The sequence below is a fragment of the Vibrio sp. L5-1 genome (assembly GCF_021728315.1).
In the GTDB taxonomy this organism is placed as follows: domain Bacteria; phylum Pseudomonadota; class Gammaproteobacteria; order Enterobacterales; family Vibrionaceae; genus Vibrio; species Vibrio splendidus_K.
The window spans coordinates 743,810-761,911 of record NZ_JAKKCQ010000002.1 but is presented as its reverse complement, the minus strand read 5'-3'; the positions used below and the strand labels follow the sequence as shown (position 1 = coordinate 761,911).

General features: G+C 43.4%; 16 protein-coding genes. 6 read left to right on the top strand and 10 right to left on the bottom strand.

The annotated features are described in order from the left end of the window. Positions 1-72: 72 nt before the first annotated feature. Together ahpF and ahpC are read right to left on the bottom strand one after the other, a co-directional pair. Positions 73-1,665, bottom strand: coding sequence for an alkyl hydroperoxide reductase subunit F (gene ahpF, locus L3V35_RS10230; protein WP_237299563.1), 1,593 nt, complete (start codon positions 1,663-1,665; stop codon positions 73-75). Positions 1,666-1,894: 229 nt separating this feature from the next. Next, positions 1,895-2,452 carry an alkyl hydroperoxide reductase subunit C gene (ahpC, locus tag L3V35_RS10225; RefSeq protein ID WP_017073520.1) on the bottom strand — a complete coding sequence of 186 codons (558 nt, stop codon included), beginning with the start codon at positions 2,450-2,452 and terminating at the stop codon, positions 1,895-1,897. Positions 2,453-2,947: 495 nt separating this feature from the next. On the opposite strand from ahpC, the gene L3V35_RS10220 reads away from it, so the two are divergent. Both L3V35_RS10220 and L3V35_RS10215 read left to right on the top strand, forming a co-directional pair. Further along, positions 2,948-3,439, top strand: coding sequence for a VOC family protein (locus L3V35_RS10220; protein ID WP_029406249.1), 492 nt, complete (start codon positions 2,948-2,950; stop codon positions 3,437-3,439). Between the two features lie 280 nt (positions 3,440-3,719). Next, positions 3,720-5,096 carry a nucleobase:cation symporter-2 family protein gene (locus tag L3V35_RS10215; RefSeq protein WP_237299561.1) on the top strand — a complete coding sequence of 459 codons (1,377 nt, stop codon included), beginning with the start codon at positions 3,720-3,722 and terminating at the stop codon, positions 5,094-5,096. 192 nt (positions 5,097-5,288) lie between these two features. Here the strand turns inward: L3V35_RS10215 and L3V35_RS10210 are convergent, their stop codons facing one another. Then, positions 5,289-6,185, bottom strand: coding sequence for a LysR family transcriptional regulator (locus L3V35_RS10210; RefSeq protein ID WP_237299559.1), 897 nt, complete (start codon positions 6,183-6,185; stop codon positions 5,289-5,291). Between the two features lie 219 nt (positions 6,186-6,404). Here L3V35_RS10210 and L3V35_RS10205 point away from each other — a divergent pair, with 219 nt between their 5' ends. From L3V35_RS10205 to L3V35_RS10190, 4 genes are all read left to right on the top strand, one after another. Beyond that, on the top strand, positions 6,405-7,115 hold the full coding sequence (locus L3V35_RS10205; protein WP_237299558.1) for an SDR family oxidoreductase: 711 nt from the start codon (positions 6,405-6,407) through the stop codon (positions 7,113-7,115). Between the two features lie 412 nt (positions 7,116-7,527). Continuing rightward, positions 7,528-7,980, top strand: a complete 453-nt coding sequence (locus L3V35_RS10200; protein WP_237299556.1) for a septal ring lytic transglycosylase RlpA family protein — start codon at positions 7,528-7,530, stop codon at positions 7,978-7,980. A 204-nt stretch (positions 7,981-8,184) separates the two neighbouring features. Beyond that, positions 8,185-9,198, top strand: coding sequence for a manganese-dependent inorganic pyrophosphatase (locus L3V35_RS10195; RefSeq protein WP_237299554.1), 1,014 nt, complete (start codon positions 8,185-8,187; stop codon positions 9,196-9,198). Positions 9,199-9,496: 298 nt separating this feature from the next. Then, positions 9,497-9,700, top strand: coding sequence for a hypothetical protein (locus tag L3V35_RS10190; protein WP_004736343.1), 204 nt, complete (start codon positions 9,497-9,499; stop codon positions 9,698-9,700). Positions 9,701-10,029: 329 nt separating this feature from the next. Here the strand turns inward: L3V35_RS10190 and L3V35_RS10185 are convergent, their stop codons facing one another. From L3V35_RS10185 to L3V35_RS10155, 7 genes are all read right to left on the bottom strand, one after another. Then, positions 10,030-10,755 carry a hypothetical protein gene (locus L3V35_RS10185; protein ID WP_146457207.1) on the bottom strand — a complete coding sequence of 242 codons (726 nt, stop codon included), beginning with the start codon at positions 10,753-10,755 and terminating at the stop codon, positions 10,030-10,032. A gap of 708 nt (positions 10,756-11,463) precedes the next feature. Further along, on the bottom strand, positions 11,464-11,970 hold the full coding sequence (locus L3V35_RS10180) for a GNAT family N-acetyltransferase (RefSeq protein WP_054546721.1): 507 nt from the start codon (positions 11,968-11,970) through the stop codon (positions 11,464-11,466). Between the two features lie 113 nt (positions 11,971-12,083). Continuing rightward, a complete protein-coding gene (locus L3V35_RS10175) occupies positions 12,084-12,569 on the bottom strand; it encodes a TetR/AcrR family transcriptional regulator (RefSeq protein ID WP_318276419.1) in 486 nt (161 codons plus the stop codon). Between the two features lie 294 nt (positions 12,570-12,863). Next, positions 12,864-13,883 (bottom strand): response regulator transcription factor, encoded by a 1,020-nt coding sequence (locus tag L3V35_RS10170; protein ID WP_054546719.1) that lies wholly within the window; start codon positions 13,881-13,883, stop codon positions 12,864-12,866. A 104-nt stretch (positions 13,884-13,987) separates the two neighbouring features. Further along, entirely contained in the window at positions 13,988-14,986 is a 999-nt protein-coding gene (locus L3V35_RS10165; RefSeq protein ID WP_054546718.1) for a DUF2860 family protein, read from the bottom strand. Positions 14,987-15,045: 59 nt separating this feature from the next. After that, positions 15,046-16,617 (bottom strand): amidase, encoded by a 1,572-nt coding sequence (locus L3V35_RS10160; RefSeq protein WP_237299552.1) that lies wholly within the window; start codon positions 16,615-16,617, stop codon positions 15,046-15,048. Positions 16,618-16,803: 186 nt separating this feature from the next. Beyond that, positions 16,804-18,048, bottom strand: a complete 1,245-nt coding sequence (locus tag L3V35_RS10155; RefSeq protein WP_065205601.1) for an alpha/beta fold hydrolase — start codon at positions 18,046-18,048, stop codon at positions 16,804-16,806. Positions 18,049-18,102: the final 54 nt, after the last annotated feature.

Sequence of the window (18,102 nt, the reverse complement as noted above, 5' to 3'; positions counted from 1 at the left end):
TAACAATAATTAGTAAGTTACTAATAACTCGCAAGTTAACAAGAACGTTTTAAGGAATGTTTGCTTAAAAGATTAAGCGGTTTCAGCTTCTTTAACCGGAGCTGAGTTACGGATTAGGTGGTCAAATGCACCTAAACTTGCTTTAGCACCTTCACCCATTGCAATGATGATCTGTTTGTAAGGTACTGTTGTTACGTCACCCGCCGCAAACACACCTTTCATTGATGTTGCACCATGAGCGTTAATTTCAATTTCACCGCGTGGTGACAGCTCAACTTTCGAACCCTTCAACCATTCGCTGTTTGGCATCAGGCCGATTTGAACAAAGATGCCGGCAATGTCGACTTGCTTCAGTTCATCGGTGTTACGATCTTTATATTCCAAAGCCGTTACACGGTTGCCATCACCAATCACTCGCGTTGTTTGCGCCATCTTGATGATTTCGATGTTTGGCGTTGCGTTTGCTTTGTCGATAAGCACTTGGTCGGCACGCAGTGTGTCTGCAAATTCAAGTACGGTTACGTGTTCAACGATACCAGCCAAATCAATCGCCGCTTCAATACCGGAGTTACCGCCACCAATAACCGCTGTTTTTTTACCTTTGAACAGTGGGCCGTCACAGTGTGGGCAGTAAGCAACGCCTTTATTGCGGTACTCTTGCTCACCCGGAACGTTCATTTCACGCCAGCGAGCACCAGTACTGGTGATTACCGTGCGAGATCGTAATGTTGCGCCGCTTTCTAGCTCAACGTGGATGTAACCGTCTTCTGTGTCTTCGGCTGCGATGATGTTCGCAGCGCGCTGCTCAGTCATTACTTCTACACCGTACTCTTTTACGTGCTCTTCTAAGCTTGCGACTAACTTAGGACCGGTGGTCGCTTTTACTGAGATAAAGTTCTCAATCGCCATGGTATCCATCACCTGGCCACCGAATCGGTCAGCAACCACACCGGTGCGAATACCTTTACGTGCTGCGTAGATAGCCGCTGAAGAACCCGCAGGGCCACCGCCTACAACCAATACATCAAACGGTGCTTGTTGGTCTAGGTTTGCCGCTTTCTTTTCTGCTGCGCCTGAATCGACTTTGTTCAAGATTTCAGCCAGAGACATACGGCCTTGGCCAAATAGTTCACCGTTAATGAATACGCTTGGTACTGCCATGATGTCGCGAGACTTCACTTCATCTTGGAATGCAGCGCCATCAATCATGGTTGTCTTAATTAGCGGGTTAATCGCTGACATCATGTTGAATGCCTGAACCACTTCTGGACAGTTTTGGCACGATAACGAGATGAAAATCTCTACATTAAGCTCTTGGTCTAATTCTTTAATTTGCTTAATTACGTCAGCTTCAAGCTTGATAGGGTGACCACCACTGTGAAGCAGTGCCAGTACCAGAGATGTGAACTCGTGACCCATTGGTAAACCCGCGAAACCGATCGCAGTGCCTTTCTCTTGGTTCACTACCTGCATGATAGGGCGGCGAGTGCTTGCGTTATCATCTCGAATTACTTCAATTTTGTCGGTGAGAGAGGCGATATCGTTCGCCAGATCTTGAAGTTTGTTCGCGGTGTCGCTGCTATCAAGGCTCAGCACTAACTGAACATTGGTTTTTAGGTTTTCTAAGTATGCTTTTAGCTGCTGCTTCATTGCTTGATCTAACATAATCGTGCCTGCTCTTAAATTCTGTGTCTTGGTATTGACCAATACCTTCTTGCTGAAAAAGGAAAAATAAAAAGGGGGCGCAAGTCGGCAAATATTGTGGTGTTGATGGTTTGAAAGGGTGGCGCGCAACTGCCCTTTAGGAGGGAGGCCGAAGCGCGCCTGTAGAACCGTTTAACTGTTCTGTTTTACTTGTTCTTTCTTAGCAGTTCTTGTTTGAACTCGGCTTTGATTAAATCTTGCCTACTAGGTCTAGAGATGGCGCTAAAGTCTCTTCGCCTTCTTTCCATTTGGCTGGGCAAACTTCACCTGGGTGAGCGGCTACGTATTGTGCTGCTTTAACCTTGCGTAGTAAGTCTTCAGCGTCACGGCCAATACCTTCAGCAGTGATTTCCATTGCTTGGATAACGCCTTCAGGGTCGATTAGGAAAGTTGCACGGTCTGCAAGGCCTTGACCTTCACGCATAACGTTGAAGTTGTTTGTGATGTTGCCTGTTTGGTCGCCTACCATGAAGTATTCGATAGTGCCGATTTTGTCAGAAGTATCGTGCCATGCTTTGTGAGAGAAGTGAGTGTCAGTTGATACTGAGAAAACTTCTACGCCGCGAGATTGAAGCTCTGCGTATTTGTCTTGTAGGTCAACTAGCTCAGTTGGACATACAAACGTGAAGTCTGCTGGGTAGAAGAAGAATACAGCCCACTTGCCTTTAACGTCTTGCTCAGTGATTTCTACGAACTCGCCGCTTTTGAATGCTGTTGCGTTGAATGGTTTGATTTCTGTGTTGATCATGATTCGACTCTCTTTCTAATTTGTAGTGTTTAACGCTATCCCGCGTCGATGGAGATATATTGCATTCGCACCGGAAATTAGTGAAATCGGACATTTCTATAGATTCAATAGGTAAATCCTATCTTTGAAAGAACAAGACTATCGATAAAAGCTATCAACAGAACTTATCAACAAAAGCTATCAAAGTGGGCAGGGCTCTATTTGGGTAGCTATGCTCTTTAGGCTGTTCTTTATTTCGGCTTATCTCTATTCACGTAAGCCTCTATGTATCTATGTATCTAAGTATCTAAGTAGGTAAGTAGGCAAGGGCAGGCATGGCTTCTTTCAGCGAGCTGGGATTTGATGCTAAATCTGTAAATAACAAAAAATTATCATTAATATAATTTATGATAATTTCAGTTAATCGTCACATCTCCATATACTCTCTCCATCGAAACGAAACATCGAAGCCAGTCTTCGAAACGCACAGAATTAAAAACGAATTTGGAGCAAGTTATGAAAATGAATCACGTAGGCATCATGGTTGGCGACATGGACAAAGCAGTCGAGTTTTACACGAAAGCGCTAGGTCTAAGAATCGTAATGAACAACACTAAAGTGATGGAAGAGCGCGAATCAGCAATCGGCCGTATGTGTATCGCAGTATTTGGTGAAGGCTTCAAAGGCTTCAACATTGCACACCTAGTCACATCTGATGGCATCGGTGTTGAGCTGTTCGAAATGAAAGATCGCCAAGAGCGTCACGAAGTTGATTTCTCTCGCCTAGGCATCTTCCACTTCTGTCTACAGCTTCCAAAAGAACAGTTCCATTCAGCAATCAAGCGTGTTGAAGAGTATGGCGGTAAGGTTCGTATGGACATCATGCGTTACCACCCAGAAGACGAACTAAAACAAGCACAAATGGTTTATCTAGAAGACCCGTTTGGCAACCTATTCGAATTTTACTCACATACGTACGAAGACACGTACGCGACTGATTACGAGTAATAGCGTTACTGCCTTCCATAGGTAGAAAAACCGAAACACCCCCTAAAGAGGATTGGTAGCGATACCAATCCTTTTTTTGTGTCTGTAGGGCTTAATTTAGGAACATCGGATAAACTATCGGTTGCACTAAAACAAGCCGACATTGTTGCTCTATAGTGCAATGTTGGACTGATTGAAAACTTAACTGATTGATAAGTATGATGTTAAACCATTGGCATATATGTTGCTCTATTGCCTTTATGTAAATTGTATACAATAAAAAATACATAAAGGAAGTCACATGGAACAGAACAGTGAATTGATCTACGGATTAGACGATCGACCATCAGTTAAAGCAGCCAGTTACGCGGCGCTGCAGCATGTATTAGCCAGCTTTGTTGGCATTATCACACCAACGCTCATTATTGGCGGTGTTTTAGGGTTGGGTGAACACATCCCTTATTTGATCAGCATGGCACTGATGGTGTCTGGGGTTGGCACTTTTATACAAGCTAGGAAAATAGGGCCAGTTGGCGCAGGGATGATCTGTGTCCAAGGGACCAGCTTTGCGTTCTTAGGTTCTGTCTTAGGTGCGGGTTTTCTTGTTAAAGCGAATGGAGGTGGGCCGGATGAAATGCTCGCCACCATTTTTGGTGTCTGCTTCTTTGGTGCATTTGTCGAAATCGTCCTATCGCGCTTTATCGAAAAACTCAAAGTAGTGATCACGCCCGTTGTGACCGGTATCGTTATCACGACGATTGGTGTCTCTTTGATTAAAGTCGGCGTCACTGATATCGCTGGTGGTGTTGGCGCAGAAGATTTTGGTTCTGGAAGCAACCTGATGTTGGGTGCGATTGTGCTCGGAACCATAGTGGCACTTAACCTAAGCAACAACACCATGGTAAGGCTGTCGTCGATTTTAGTCGGATTGGTTGTAGGGTGGGGCGTTGCTATTCTGATGGGCAAAGCGCCAATGGTTTCTTTTGCATCTCAACCGCTATTGAGTATCCCTGTCCCATTTAAATATGGTTTCGCTTTTGATTGGCAAGTCTTCCTCCCTATTGCTTTTATCTACTTGATTACTGTTATTGAAACGACGGGCGACCTTACCGCCAACAGTATGTTCTCAGGACAGCCAGTTAAGGGGCCAAAATACATCAATCGACTCAAGGCGGGCGTGCTAGGTGACGGTGTGAACTCGCTTATCGCCGCTGTATTTAATACTTTTCCGAACACGACTTTCAGCCAAAACAATGGTGTGATTCATTTTACCGGAATCGCGAGCCGCTACATTGGCTACTTCATTGCGGCAATTCTTTTTCTATTAGGTCTATTTCCCATCTTAGGCGCGGTATTAATGACGATTCCAAAGCCAGTATTAGGCGGAGCGACATTGGTGATGTTTGGTACGGTTGCTGCGGCGGGTATCAAGATTATCGCTAGTGAGAAGCTGGATCGTCGCAGAATCATGACGATTGCCATCTCATTAGGTTTAGGACTGGGGGTAATGCTGGTACCGGATTTATTGAAAGAAGCCCCCACGCTAGTGCAAAGCATATTTGGCTCACCAGTAACGATGTCGGGTGTTGCTGCTCTGGTGATTACAGGGCTGATGTCTTTGGTTCCAGAAAACAAAACCAAGCCTGTGGCAAGTTCGGTACAAACCAGTAAAGCGTAACTTATACAGCCGAGAAGAAACGTAGGTGACTGATTACGGACAATTGCGCTTAAGGCAGAAAAGTCGAAACATCTCTTAAAGAGGATTGGTATAGATACCAATCTTCCTTTTTGGGTTGTTTATGATAGACATGGTTCGACTTATACATCGTCATCAGCTAAATACCTTCTGCTGACGTACGAGATACAAAAACTAAAGAGTAGTTCCGAAATGCTCAGTGAGGAAATCCAAAAACACTCGAACCTTGCTCGGAACTAGCTGGCGGTTTTGATAGATTGCGTATGTGCTGGTTTCATAGTTACATGGGCTAAACGTAAACTCAGGAAGCAATTGCACCAATTTACCTATTTTAAGTTCTTCTTCAATCGCCCATTGTGGGAGCAGGGCAATACCACCACCGTTTAATATCAATTGCTTTTGCCCGTTCACAGAGTCGACTTCCATGTAATAAGAGATGTCGATTTTTTGCGGTTTTCTATCCAATACAAACCAATCATGCCACCCCTTGTAGCCATAAACCAAGCAGTCATGTTTTGCTAGATCTTCAAAATGTTGAGGGGCTTTGTTTCTTCTTAAATAGTCAGGACTAGCACAAAGAACAAAGTTGTTTTGGACGAGCTTCTTAGCGATCAAATTAGAATCAGGCAGTCGGCCACTTCGGATAGCGATATCCACATTTTCCTCGATCAAATCGACTACTCTTTCTGTGATTTCAATTTCAACGTTTACCTCAGGAAAAGCAGCCCGAAAGATAGGAATAAGTGGCAAGATTTTGCTCTCCCCAAACGCGACGGTCGTGCTTATCTTGAGGCTTCCTCTTGGTGAGTGATGCAATGCGCTGACGACTCGTTTCGCTTCATCAAACTCGCCCGTAATTCGCTTGGAATATTGATAGAACAATTGACCTGCTTCAGTGACCCCTACGTTGCGTGTCGAGCGCTCTAACAGTCGCACATTGAGTTCTTCTTCCAACGCCGAAAGCTGTCGTGAGATAGAAGAGGGCTGAATATCAAAAATCCGACTGGCTTTGGAGATACTTCCTTGTTCAACCACGCAGTTGAAATAGGCAAGACGATTGAAAAGGCTCATGTGTATTCCTCATTAAACGACGGTTTCAGTTCTTTCAAAATGCAGCCTTCTAAATAAGATGGTTGGCGCCCGCAGCATAAGTGACATAGATGTTTTAACTGTTCTTTAATGTTAGCTTAATTGCTTTTAAAGCAAAACTGAATTGCTTCTCGGCAGATTCAAACCTTAGGTTGTTGTCTTTATGATTCTCCACATCATTACCAACAACGAGCAATAATCATGAATGCAATTAAAACAGCCACTATCGCAGCCTGCTTTTCGGTAACAGCCCAACATTTGATAGAGAAGCTCATTACGAGCGGAACCCGTGTCGTCGCTTTTGGGCGTATCGGCGATGAAGCAAGAGCAAAAAGCTTAGAAGATAAGTATTCAGGTCATCTGACCGTGTTACTTGGAGACCTTACGGATGAAGTGCAAAGCCAAGCGCTTGCTGCTGAGGCATCTGAAATCTTAGGTCATATAGATGCTCACTTTCATTGTTCTGGCATTTATACCTGGAGCCATTGGACTGACGTGGAAGTGAGTAAAATGTCTGACTTGTGGAATGCGAACTTTATGACGGCGTTTGTCTTCGGAAGAGAAATATTCAAATTAATGGAATCGCAGGGAGGTGGTTCACTGATGTTTGTTTCTGCCCGTGATACCGCGCGGAATATACCCGCAGGGTTTGGCCCTTACATGGCGTCTAAAATGGCATTAAACGCGTTGGTAGAGAGCCTCGCGGCAGAGGGATCTTCATCCAATGTTCAAGTGAATGCGGTATTGCCGACCATTGTTGATACTGAAGTGAATCGACAAGCACTTCCTGAGGCTGACCACTCTACATGGGTAGATCCAGCCGATTTGGCAGAGTTAATGATTGAGCTGACTCAACCGAGTAAAACCTATCTAAGTGGCTCGCTAATAACCGTCAACAACAAGATGCATTAACAGTAGGCTAATAGGTTAATAGATTAATAGTAATAGGTTTGGATGGCGTTGTGCTATCTGCAACAAATTAGAAAGCTGAAACAGCTTCTAAAAAGGATTGGTAGAGATACCAATCCTTTTTTGCATTTTTTTGGGGGAGAGGAGGACGGCACTTCATTCGAAGTGGGACACAAATGATCTTGTCTTCGATTGCTGTTTGAGTTGGGGTTATCTGCACTGTGTGGTTAATAAGTAACCAAATTTAAGGCGTTGTTAAAGTTGACGTTTTGACGATAAAACCTTTCAGGAATATGACGGAAGAAATCATCGTTCATGAAAACATTGGTAAATCATACCGAATGGCAGCCTTGACTGAGTAGCGACTATACTCAGAAACATACGGCTGAACCAACAATAACGAAAACAGAGAAACATGCAGAGATTAGCGCAACCAAATCACATGAAAAAATCACATATTATCTTTACCGCTCTTATTCTTATGATACTAGCCGGATGTACCTCAACGTCGGCTGTCGGCAGTTCTAAAACAAAGGAATATGCCAAGTCACATGCTCTTGCTGGTAAAGCTTCTTGGTATGGCGATAAATTCCATGGAAGGCTCACAGCAAGTGGTGAGACGTATAACATGAATGCCAATACTGCGGCTCATAAAACCTTGCCCTTCGGCACTATCGTGAGAGTGACCAATACAAACAATAATAAGTCTGTCGATGTGAAAATTAACGATCGAGGCCCTTATGTAAAAGGCCGCGTTATCGATCTTTCGCACAAGGCGTTTGCAAGAATCGGCAATGTTAAGCAAGGAACCGTGCCTGTCAAAATCGAGATTGTTGATGACAGCAATACCTTTAGGTACAAACACTAATTGTCTCTAAACCTGTATTGGTTTGTGAAACTCAAAGGATTGGTAGAGATACCGATCCTTTTTTGTTTTTTGGGCAAACCTAACGAGATCCAAATTACATTTCGTTACTTACTGAAGTAAATCTGAAACATCGCTGACATGGTTTTGAAATTTTTAATAGCTAGCTTATTGGGTTCTAAAACGAATCCAGAAAAGGAAATACCCGTGAAGCTAACACCTGTCGTTGCTGCCGTAATTATGTCTTTCAGTTCAGCAAGTTTTGCTTTCAGCTTGCAGCAATCTGCCAACGAAAACAGTGAAGATCTCGTATGGACGGGGCACCTTAGCCCAGATAGCGACACGGTAATGTCTGCGATGCTCGCGGCTCATATTTATGGTGGTACGGCGACAGTGCCTGAGCCTATCAACCCTGAATCGACGTTTATCTTGAACTACTGTAATGCAGAATCGCCACGAGTAGAGACAGATTACTCTCCATATAGAGTAGGGCTGGTGGACTTCAACCAAGTGACTCAACTAGCGCCAACCATCGACCAAGCATCTATTGTTGCTGTGGTCGATCACCATGCGATTGGTGGCTCACCGGTTAATACGCCACAAATTGTTGAGATGGATATTAGAGGCTGGGGATCGGCTGCAACTATTCTGGCTGACAACGCTGAAAAGCTTGATGTGACTTTACCTAAGCACCTTGCTTGTGTCGGCTTAGGCGCGATTCTTTCTGATACCGTGGTGTTCCAATCATCAACCACGACTGAGTACGATCGTGAATACGCAGAGAAACTGGCAAAGGTTGCAGGCATTTCAGACATCGAAGACTTCGGTCAACAGATGTTGATTGCTAAATCAGACCTTAGCCACCTTTCATCTGAAACCATCCTGACACTGGACTACAAGAACTTTAAGTACGGTGGCAAACAAGTGGGCATCGGCGTTGCTGAAACACTAACCGCTCAACAACTGATTGACCGTAAAGATGAGCTTTTGGCAGCGATGAAGTCTTATAAAGAAGAGAACGGCTTAGATCATCTGTTCTTCTCAATCACAGACACTAAGAACAAAGAAGCTAATTTACTGTGGGTGGACGAAAGCGATTATCAAGTCATCAAGTCGGCTTTCAACGCTGAACCAACAAGCGATATGCTGACTTTGGAAGGCGTCACTTCTCGCAAGCGTCAGATTGGCCCAGCGGTTCAAAAGGCAATTGAGAGTTTGTAGAGAGTAAGAGCCGTTATTTTATAAATAAATTCTGAAAGGGATTGGTAGAGATACCAATCCCTTTTGTTTGGGTGTCTAAATGGGATTTGGACAGAAATGAGTATCGGAGAACCAAGTATTAGCAAATCACGAATTAGCATAAGTATGGAAAGTCACTAAGCTCACTGTCCAGTATTGATGGTGCACATCATTGTCTTGCTTTTACACAAATCTGACATTGATGAATGCCATAAGCTATCGATATAAATATCAACATATTGTATTATTACATCCGTATTTATACTTATTAGGATTTTCTATGTTGATTCACGAATTTTCGAATAAGGACGTTACCGCTGAGCATGTAATTTTGGCTCAAGCAATACTAGCAGGGACTGCTCAAGGTGATAAAAGTAAAGCACAGCGCTTTATGATTTTTGTAAATGAGATTCCCGATGCGCCGACTGTGCAAAACCTGATTCCTCGCTTTAGTCAATTTATGAAGCGCTTTAAAGCCAGCTGACATTCAGAATACGTTACACAGGGATGTGTAATTAAGATCACCAATTCCCCCCTAACCACTACCTACTTTTAAACTCTATCTGACCCTATGCTCGCTCTATATCTAGCTATTATTGTCGGAGGACAATAGAGTTTGATCAATTTTAAAAACGTTTCTGGACATAAATGTGTCAGCTGGTTTGCTAATTTAGTAAATCATCAATAACTACAGATATGACAAATCTCGTTGAGATGAGCTAGTACGATGAGTAAAATCGCACTAGCAAAAAAGATTGGAATGAACTTTCACTACGCATTAAGTGTCGCGACACCTACTCTATATCATTGTATTTAAGAACGAATGTCCGTAGCAGTAAACGTTATAATGCCATGTTTTGCCTTATGTTTTCCTTTGATGAAAATACCTCTAACAGTAAAACCCGAAAGGAAATCTCGCTCAGATATCGTTATTGTTTGAAGAACATCTACAACGGTGGACTCATTTTGATTCACAATTTCAAATTCATAGTTAGAACCAATACTACCTCCAAACCTTAAAGCCCAAGAATTACTTTTGTCTGCTTTTGTCTCGTTTGTGTGGATACCAAAAAACTGGCCTTTTCCTAGTAAGCCCCAACGGCGACCTGTCTTAGCCCCTTCAACTTGTACTAATGGTTGGTCGGTAGCGACCCTATTATTCTCATCCAAAATAACGCCTATAGAGGCGTTGTAATATTTTGGAGTTGTATAAACGAACAAGTTATCTTCTGTTCCATCATCATACTTATAAGTCGCAGCCCATTCAGCTGGCGTAGGGAAGTTACGGTTCGTAGGAGCTTTAAATCTAATGTATTCAGTTTTTTCAATTACTTTTACATATTTGTCGTAGACAAACATTATTTCACCAATAGAAGCTTCTCGTTCACTTGTCACGTCTTCGAAAGATGAATACGGTATTTGTTCGATAGATGATAGGTTTTTTCGTGCAATTGGAGTATCCAATTTCTCAGTATGGCTAGTGTAAACACAACCAGAGAGAGCCATCGAAAATACAATAGATAATAAGATTTTTTTCATTAGATAACTTAGTTCCTTCGAGTGGGAAATTAGCCAAAGTGATACATACAGCCATTTGACGGGAAATTACTTTATGTGAAATTGGTAGTTTGTGTTTGGTTTTTACAAGTGTGATTCTACTAGAAATCTTCATTTACTAACAATTGCTTAGCATTAAAAGAAGTTACTTTCACACGAAAATGTATGTGGAACAAAAGAAGGTGCGGTTTGCTTAAAATTAGAGCAAGGTTGTTTGGGTGTTGATAGATAGTCGAATTTACCACCGAGATACAACAGCGAGAGGTAACAACGATCTGCATTAGAAGAATGGATAACTTTTTGTAGGGACAATTTATGAACAGGTTACGATTGAGTAAAAGGTCTGAGTGATTTTGGGGCAATTCTGAGTTAGCCTTACCCCAAGAATCCTCTCTTAGCCTCCCCTTAATCAGCATCTTCGACCCATTGTATTTCGTGGAAAGGGGAGGAATAGAATGCCGGTCGTTACATGCGCAGTTACACATTCAGCGCCAAAGAAGGTTCTCCCCCCTCGGTCATAAATCGAAAGGGGTTGATGAACTTAACATGAGGGGGAGGGTGTTCGAAATCAGCCCGAACGCACGGGATATCAACGTTCTCAATTCAGACAAGCATTACACTTCACCCAAACAAAAATGGAACGCCTGAGCGTTCCATTTTTTACTTATATTTTGTTTAAATCAGCATCTCTTAAACTTGCTCGCTTGGGTGCCCCCACATTAGCTCGCTTGCGTAAGGGCCAGTGACGGTTGAAGTAGATTCTCCCACGCCGTCTAGTGCGCCAGGGGTCAGTGCTTTAGCGAACCAGCACTCAAGAGGTGCAAGTGTTCTTACTGGTGGAAGCACGTTGTGTGGCGTGTTGTAACGGTTGCCGTAGTGGAACGGTTCGCCCATCACGAAGATAACGTCAGCGTCGAGTTGCTTCTCGGCTTCTTCCATCAATCGAGTCGCGTAGCCTTTGCCTTGGTATTCTGGCAATACAGCTAAAGGGGCAAGCACATAACACTTCAGGTGTGGTGCTGCGTCTATTGTGATTGGTGTGTAGCATGCGTGTGCTACGCCTTCATGCACGATAGAAAAGCTGCCATCGGCAATAAGATCGTCGGCAAATTCTGCGTACAGTTTTGCATGACGTTCGTCGTAAAGCCCGCCTGCAGCGGCGAAAGCTTGGTATTGAATTTCATAAGGGGTTTTCATTTGAAAAATTCCTAACTTAAATTATTTGTTGCTAGCGTTCTCTGATAGATATCTTTAGATAGAGAGTTACTTTAGATAGCCAACAACGTTCTATTGAGCTTTAAGTGAGGTACTTATAAATCCAGCAGCAGTAAATACTTAGCTATGAAGCGCTCTTTAATTTGTTCTAACGGGTAATCACCATCCGAGAACAAGTAATTGAGTGCGATACCATCGATATCGGCGATTAACATGTGGCCGTCGACAATGCTGTTGGCATTTGGGATGTCACATAGAATAACTTCAAAAGAATCCATCATCAGTTGGTAGCGTTCGTCCAACAGGTCTTTTAATATCAGCCTTAACGACGGCTGACATTTCACTTGGTAATCAAGTTGATAAAACAGTTTTTGTTGTGGGTCGGCCATCGACAAGAAGATGTGCTCAATAAGGTTAATAAACCTCTCTTTTACCGACATTCCCTCACTAGACAAGTCAACACTTTCGCCGACTTCATTAATGATCTCTGCCATGCGAACAAACACCTGTCTTAGTAGGTCATCTTTATTTTTGAAATGATGAAAAACTAAACCCTTCGATACTTTTGCCGTTTCACACACCTGTGCGATAGACGTTTTTTCAAAGCCTTGTGTCGCGAATAATTCAATCGCGGCTTGGATTGCTTGCTGCTTCTTGTCCATGGGAATCACTCAATTATTTTACAGACCGACTATCCGGTCTGTAATTTGTAGTGCGGATAATATACAACATAAATGAGGATCACAAGATCTTTAAAGATCGTTGAATTTGAGTAGGTATAGGTTTGGGAGTAGTCGGCTCAAGATAGGCAATTATCTAGAGCCTAGGTGTTCAGCGTACCCATCAGTGATATTGGCATCATCAGCACTGTAAGCCTACGACTTTAGTCCGGTAGGAGAGTGCCCAGTCCAATTTTTGAATGCTCGACTGAATGCGCTTGAGTCTGAAAAGCCAAGTTCGTGAGCTACATAGGTAATATTGCCGCCGTTTTGATTCAGTAACGTCATGCTCAGTTCAAGTCGGTATTTATCGAACAAACGACGAAAGCTCACACCTTGTTGTTTAAGCTTACGATTCAGGGTTCGAGGGCTGATGTGAAGATTGTTCGCCACGCTATCTAGGTTGGTGTCTTTCACCGCGAGCACTTTGAACGTTTCATTCACTTTGTAGATCAGGTTAGTTTTTAATGTTTTTTCCATCTGTTGATCGGCGATTCGTACTAACTCTGCATGAAAGTCAGCTTGGAATTGGCGAGGTTTCGCCTGGACAAGATCGTTAGGAAAAAGGAGATAGCGGGCGGGGAAGCCTTCCTTCATTTCAACATTAAAGACACGCTCATAGATGCTCAAGAACTCATCACCGATGGTGTTCTTGTGGATGTGAATGGCGAGCTGTTGATTCGGCGCATTAAGGTATCTGCGAACGAGCTTGATCATAATACTGAAATAGAGCCCCAAGCTGATGTGTGTCATCAGTGTGGTTTCGTCAATGTACTCGGGTGTGACGCCCCAAAGCTCAATTTCGCCACTCTCTGTTTCACGACTGAATATTTTCAGTAGCGGATGTATATGAATGGAGTAGCGACTCAGCAGTTGGCAAAAGCTGGCGAGATCTGGCGCGGTGAGCATGGCCATTACCGGCGCGCCCATTTCAAGCTCATCGAAGTAGCGAGCCGATTCATCAAATAAGTCGATCAGCTCATGATCAAAATGTTGGTAGATATTGTTGATGGCGGTTTGAAGCTGATAAGCCGAGATCGATTCGGCGGAGCAAAGTTGTTTATAGGCCTCTGCTCCCGACCAGATGTCGCTGCTGTCTCCAATTCTAGCCTGAATAGCAGAATCTAAAGTTTTAAACCAGAATATGGGCAATTGAGTACTGAAACTTTCCACCATAACTCCCTGTTATTACTGGTGATTGAAGAGTGTTCTTCTCGTTAATATGCCCAAATTAAAGGATTTGTTTACGGGTTACAAGCAATGAAACTCTCAGTTCAACTTTAGAATTTGTAATCAACACCTACTGAAACCACGTATTGCGATGATTGGTAATACTCAATATTCGAATTTGTTGTCTTGGCGCCAAGTAGTGATACCAAAGACCAGTTTTTTGTACCAAAGATATTGGTGTATTCATAAGCAACGAAGGCTCCAAAGTCTTTGTCTTCACGAGTCTCATTAAAGATTGGATTCTCTTTATCATAGCTGCGTTTTGCTGCATTGAGTGTAAAAGCAAGGCCATGATTTCCAAATCTTTTCGCTAGGTTGATTTCCGCGCCAAGGCTCAAGAACGATAGTGCATCACCCTCAGAGTCTGATGAGAAAACATTCATTGAAGGTGTGAGAATGCCAGAGCCATCTTTCAAGAAATACTGGTAACCAGACTTGAGATAAAAATATTTTCGTTCTCGAATCATTAGTGCGCGTTCTTCTTCAGTTAAACCAAGGCCCTTTAGGCCGGTGTTTTCTTTTTTAACGTCGGACTCACCAGAGGCGACATCGAGATTAAAGTTCGAGCCCATTATTCTTGAAAGCTGCATTCGAACGACATTACCGGTGAGGTCGGTTTCTTTTCTATTTGAGTCAACGGCATAAGGGTCATCCCATACTTCACCTGATATCAGAGTTGGTAAGATAGAAAATTCAACCACCATACCGTTCTCGACTTGCTGCCTATATCCAATTTCAAATGCCAACGTACCTGTGATGATGTCGTCTCTTGAGGTACCTAAGAAAAACTGTTTGTGATTCAAAGCGCCAAAGGTGTATTGCATTGAACCCAAAACAGCGACCATTCCCTCTGCTTCGGTATTACCCGACGACATTAAATCGGCTTGAGATTGATGATTGCTTTGCCCAACATCTAGGTTGCTTGAGTTTGCGGTGAAGCCTGTTAAGAAGGTCATGTTGCCACTGAAGCCTTCGCTTGGTGCTAGAGCTGCGTATGAGTAAGGTGCAAGCGTCAGACTCGCCAAAAATAGGAAAATAATATGTTTCATCAATAGACTCGTACTTGAATGATTTTCTAAATTGAACTGCTTCGAAAGTGAATTGCTTGTTAAAGCGCAATCGGGGCCTTTCTGTTTGCCCAAGGTTTGGCGTTTTCTAGTTGATAGGCCAATTCAAATAACAGGCGGTCGTTGCCCCTTGCTGCAGAAAAATGGCTACCGACGGGAAGGTTCTGCTTGTTCCAATACAAGGGAACCGACATGGCGGGATTACCTGCCACGTTTTCGATAGGCGTGTAGGACATTAACTTTTCTGAACGTGTCCATATCTCTTTCCCTGAGTGCGCTTGCTGGTCGAAATATTCGATCTCCAAAGGCACGTGGTTTGCACAAGGAGTCAGCCAAATATCGATGCTTTTAAAGAACTCTCGGTTGTGAGTGAGCGCGAAACTTTGGCATTGCGCTTGAGAGTCGATATACATGTTAGGAGCGGCTTTCAAGCGTGCTTGCATCGTACGAGCTAAATAGACGATGTTATCGCTTACTTTGTCGGGCATCGATTCTAGCGGCATGCCTAGGCGGTCGAACTGCTCAGCAAAGCTTGCCATCTTGTTGCCAAATACGCCCATGTAGTTGTGCATGAATACATCGCCATCTTGGATCGGTTGCTCAACTTCGATAACGATATGTCCAAGTCGCTCGAGCAAAGAGACCGTCGAACGAATAGCTGCGAGCGTATCTTCATCGGGAAGCCTGCCGTGGATATCTTTGAGGGTGACGCCAATTTTTACCTGACGGTTAAGAGAAGCATTAACCATTCCTATAGGGGTTCGAGGAAAAGGCGTCTCAAAGTCATTTTTTGTATGATGCTCTGTGACTGATACAGCCAAAGCTGCATCACGAACGGTTCTCGACATAAACGATTGATGAGTAAAATCTTCGTTTGTTGAGCCGTCAGTTAGCCCTGAAATCAAAGACTCTCGACTTGGCTTAAAGCCAAAAATACCTGTCGCTGAAGCGGGCATGCGCGAAGAGCCGCCACCATCAGTGGAATGCACTAATGGTACATAGCCAGCAGCAATTGCCGCTGCGCCACCACCAGTCGATGAGTGAACACCTCGGCTTAGATCCCATGGGTTACGCGTCGCGCCATAAAGGGGATTCTGCGTGCAGCCTAGTGCCATCATCTCGGGGATATTCGTCATACCAATGGTGTTGAGCCCTGCATTCTGTGTTGCACGAATAAACCAAGAGGTAGCGTTGGGCTTTCTACCTTGGTTTAACTTCGATCCCATCGTGCATTCAAGCCCGACAACATCAACGCAGTCTTTCGCTAAGAAAGGCACGCCTGCAAAAGGGGAGTTCGGGTTAAATGAGTTGGCACGCTCTAGCGCTAAGTCAAAGCACTCAGAAACAACCGCATTAACTTGATCGTTTGTCTGGCGAATTTTATAGATGGCTTCTTGTACGAATTCTTTTGGCGAGGCTTTTTTGTCTCTTATCAGATTTGCCATCTCAGTTGCATCCAGTGGCGAGTCAACGGTTTGGTGATCTGAAGGTAAATTTGTTGGTGAAGTTGGCGTTGCATTCGCTAAGGTCGGCAGAGAGAGAGCCGCAGCAGAAACAGCACCTTTCCCCATAACTTTGAAAAAATCTCTGCGTTTTAATTCATTGATAGTCATCGTTTCTATCCCAAGTTAGAAAGTCACTATCCTTGTTTCGAAACCTAGCTCGCTAGGCTTAGCGTCACTCCGTGTGCTTATTTATGGGATTAGAATAAAGATTAGCGTGTTGGCTTGCAGTGCAAATACCGCCAATGTTCATACCATTCACGCCAACTGGTTTGTCGGGTTATGTATAGGGAGAGGTTATCGCTCAGCTGTTAACCAAAAGCTGGACAAGTCTTCAAACAGAGCGTCATTGTCTAAAATACTGAGATGGTTTTCGTTGTAACCGCGAATTTGGTCGGCATTCAATTGAGCGGGGCGCGACAACTGGCTTGATAAATTGATGACGCCATCGCTACTGTTGGTATTAAATAGATCGCCCGAGTTATAACCAAAGGCCAAAAAGTGGGGTATGTGAATCTCACTGCTATCAATGAATAAGTCAGCGATAAATTTTCCGTCTGGATTTAAATCAACCCATGCAGGCATTACCACGGGGGAGTACTCCATTCCTTGTTTAGCAGACTTAACACCATCAAACGGCGAAGAGATGGTGGTTACGCTGCTTACAAAGTCGCATAGCTGTCCGATTCGGCATTGACGAATACTGTTGGTTACGATCAAGCCGCCCATGCTGTGGGCAACAACATGTAATTGTTGGATCTTATATTCAGTCACCACCGTGTGTAACAGGTTATTTAAGCCTCTCGAGTTCAAAGATAGAGATAAACCTGAAGGGTAGTTAAACACCCATATTTGGTATTTAGATTGGTCTATTTTTCCAATGAGAGGGGAGAAATCTAAAGCCGTTGCATTGATCCCATGCACAAATAAGATCGGGATTTTAGCTGGGTCATATTCAGATAAAAAATAGAGACCCGCATTACCTTCGACCAAAAATGTCAGCGGTTGCCACATACCGAGCTTTGCGTTCCCTTTCTCAAAAGGAGGATCGGTTAAATTTGCCACGGTGCCTATATCAACGAGGTCTAATTCTATTTTCAATAGCGAAGATAACGAACGATCAACAAACGCACTTGGGGCTTCATTTTCATTAACGGATAATGAGACTTCTATTGTTGATTTGTCTTTATGAGAACGAAGTTTTACCACACTGAAAGCTTCATTGGCTTGTAGGGTAAGATCTTGATTTTTATCTTCAAAGATAAGTAGGTAGTGGACGTTATTTGATACGTGCAAGTGAATGCTGTCACTGTCTATGATGCCATCGTAGCCATCCACTTCGCTTTTATTGATGTCTTTGATTTGTTCAATCACCACGGCAGAGCCGGAGGCAGGTTGACTCAAGGTAACCATGTATTGATTGGTTATGGAGTCGATGGCTTCTATCTCATTAGATAGGTTTTTAAAGTTATTGCAACCTGATAACACTGAACTGAGTAACAATGCTGAACTGAAAAATAGTGCAGTAAGTAATCGCCTCATTCTAATTTCATCCTTAAATCAACCCGATTCATCCATAAATCAAAAACCTGTGTT

What these genes read in the sequence shown, in the direction of transcription:
- L3V35_RS10165 (WP_054546718.1), bottom strand. Translation starts at nt 14,986, where the DNA reads ATGAAACATATTATTTTCCTATTTTTGGCGAGTCTGACGCTTGCACCT.
- L3V35_RS10155 (WP_065205601.1), bottom strand. Translation starts at nt 18,048, where the DNA reads ATGAGGCGATTACTTACTGCACTATTTTTCAGTTCAGCATTGTTACTC.
- L3V35_RS10190 (WP_004736343.1), top strand. Translation starts at nt 9,497, where the DNA reads ATGTTGATTCACGAATTTTCGAATAAGGACGTTACCGCTGAGCATGTA.
- L3V35_RS10185 (WP_146457207.1), bottom strand. Translation starts at nt 10,755, where the DNA reads ATGAAAAAAATCTTATTATCTATTGTATTTTCGATGGCTCTCTCTGGT.
- L3V35_RS10210 (WP_237299559.1), bottom strand. Translation starts at nt 6,185, where the DNA reads ATGAGCCTTTTCAATCGTCTTGCCTATTTCAACTGCGTGGTTGAACAA.
- ahpC (WP_017073520.1), bottom strand. Translation starts at nt 2,452, where the DNA reads ATGATCAACACAGAAATCAAACCATTCAACGCAACAGCATTCAAAAGC.
- L3V35_RS10180 (WP_054546721.1), bottom strand. Translation starts at nt 11,970, where the DNA reads ATGAAAACCCCTTATGAAATTCAATACCAAGCTTTCGCCGCTGCAGGC.
- L3V35_RS10200 (WP_237299556.1), top strand. Translation starts at nt 7,528, where the DNA reads ATGCAGAGATTAGCGCAACCAAATCACATGAAAAAATCACATATTATC.
- ahpF (WP_237299563.1), bottom strand. Translation starts at nt 1,665, where the DNA reads ATGTTAGATCAAGCAATGAAGCAGCAGCTAAAAGCATACTTAGAAAAC.
- L3V35_RS10170 (WP_054546719.1), bottom strand. Translation starts at nt 13,883, where the DNA reads ATGGTGGAAAGTTTCAGTACTCAATTGCCCATATTCTGGTTTAAAACT.
- L3V35_RS10205 (WP_237299558.1), top strand. Translation starts at nt 6,405, where the DNA reads ATGAATGCAATTAAAACAGCCACTATCGCAGCCTGCTTTTCGGTAACA.
- L3V35_RS10220 (WP_029406249.1), top strand. Translation starts at nt 2,948, where the DNA reads ATGAAAATGAATCACGTAGGCATCATGGTTGGCGACATGGACAAAGCA.
- L3V35_RS10215 (WP_237299561.1), top strand. Translation starts at nt 3,720, where the DNA reads ATGGAACAGAACAGTGAATTGATCTACGGATTAGACGATCGACCATCA.
- L3V35_RS10160 (WP_237299552.1), bottom strand. Translation starts at nt 16,617, where the DNA reads ATGACTATCAATGAATTAAAACGCAGAGATTTTTTCAAAGTTATGGGG.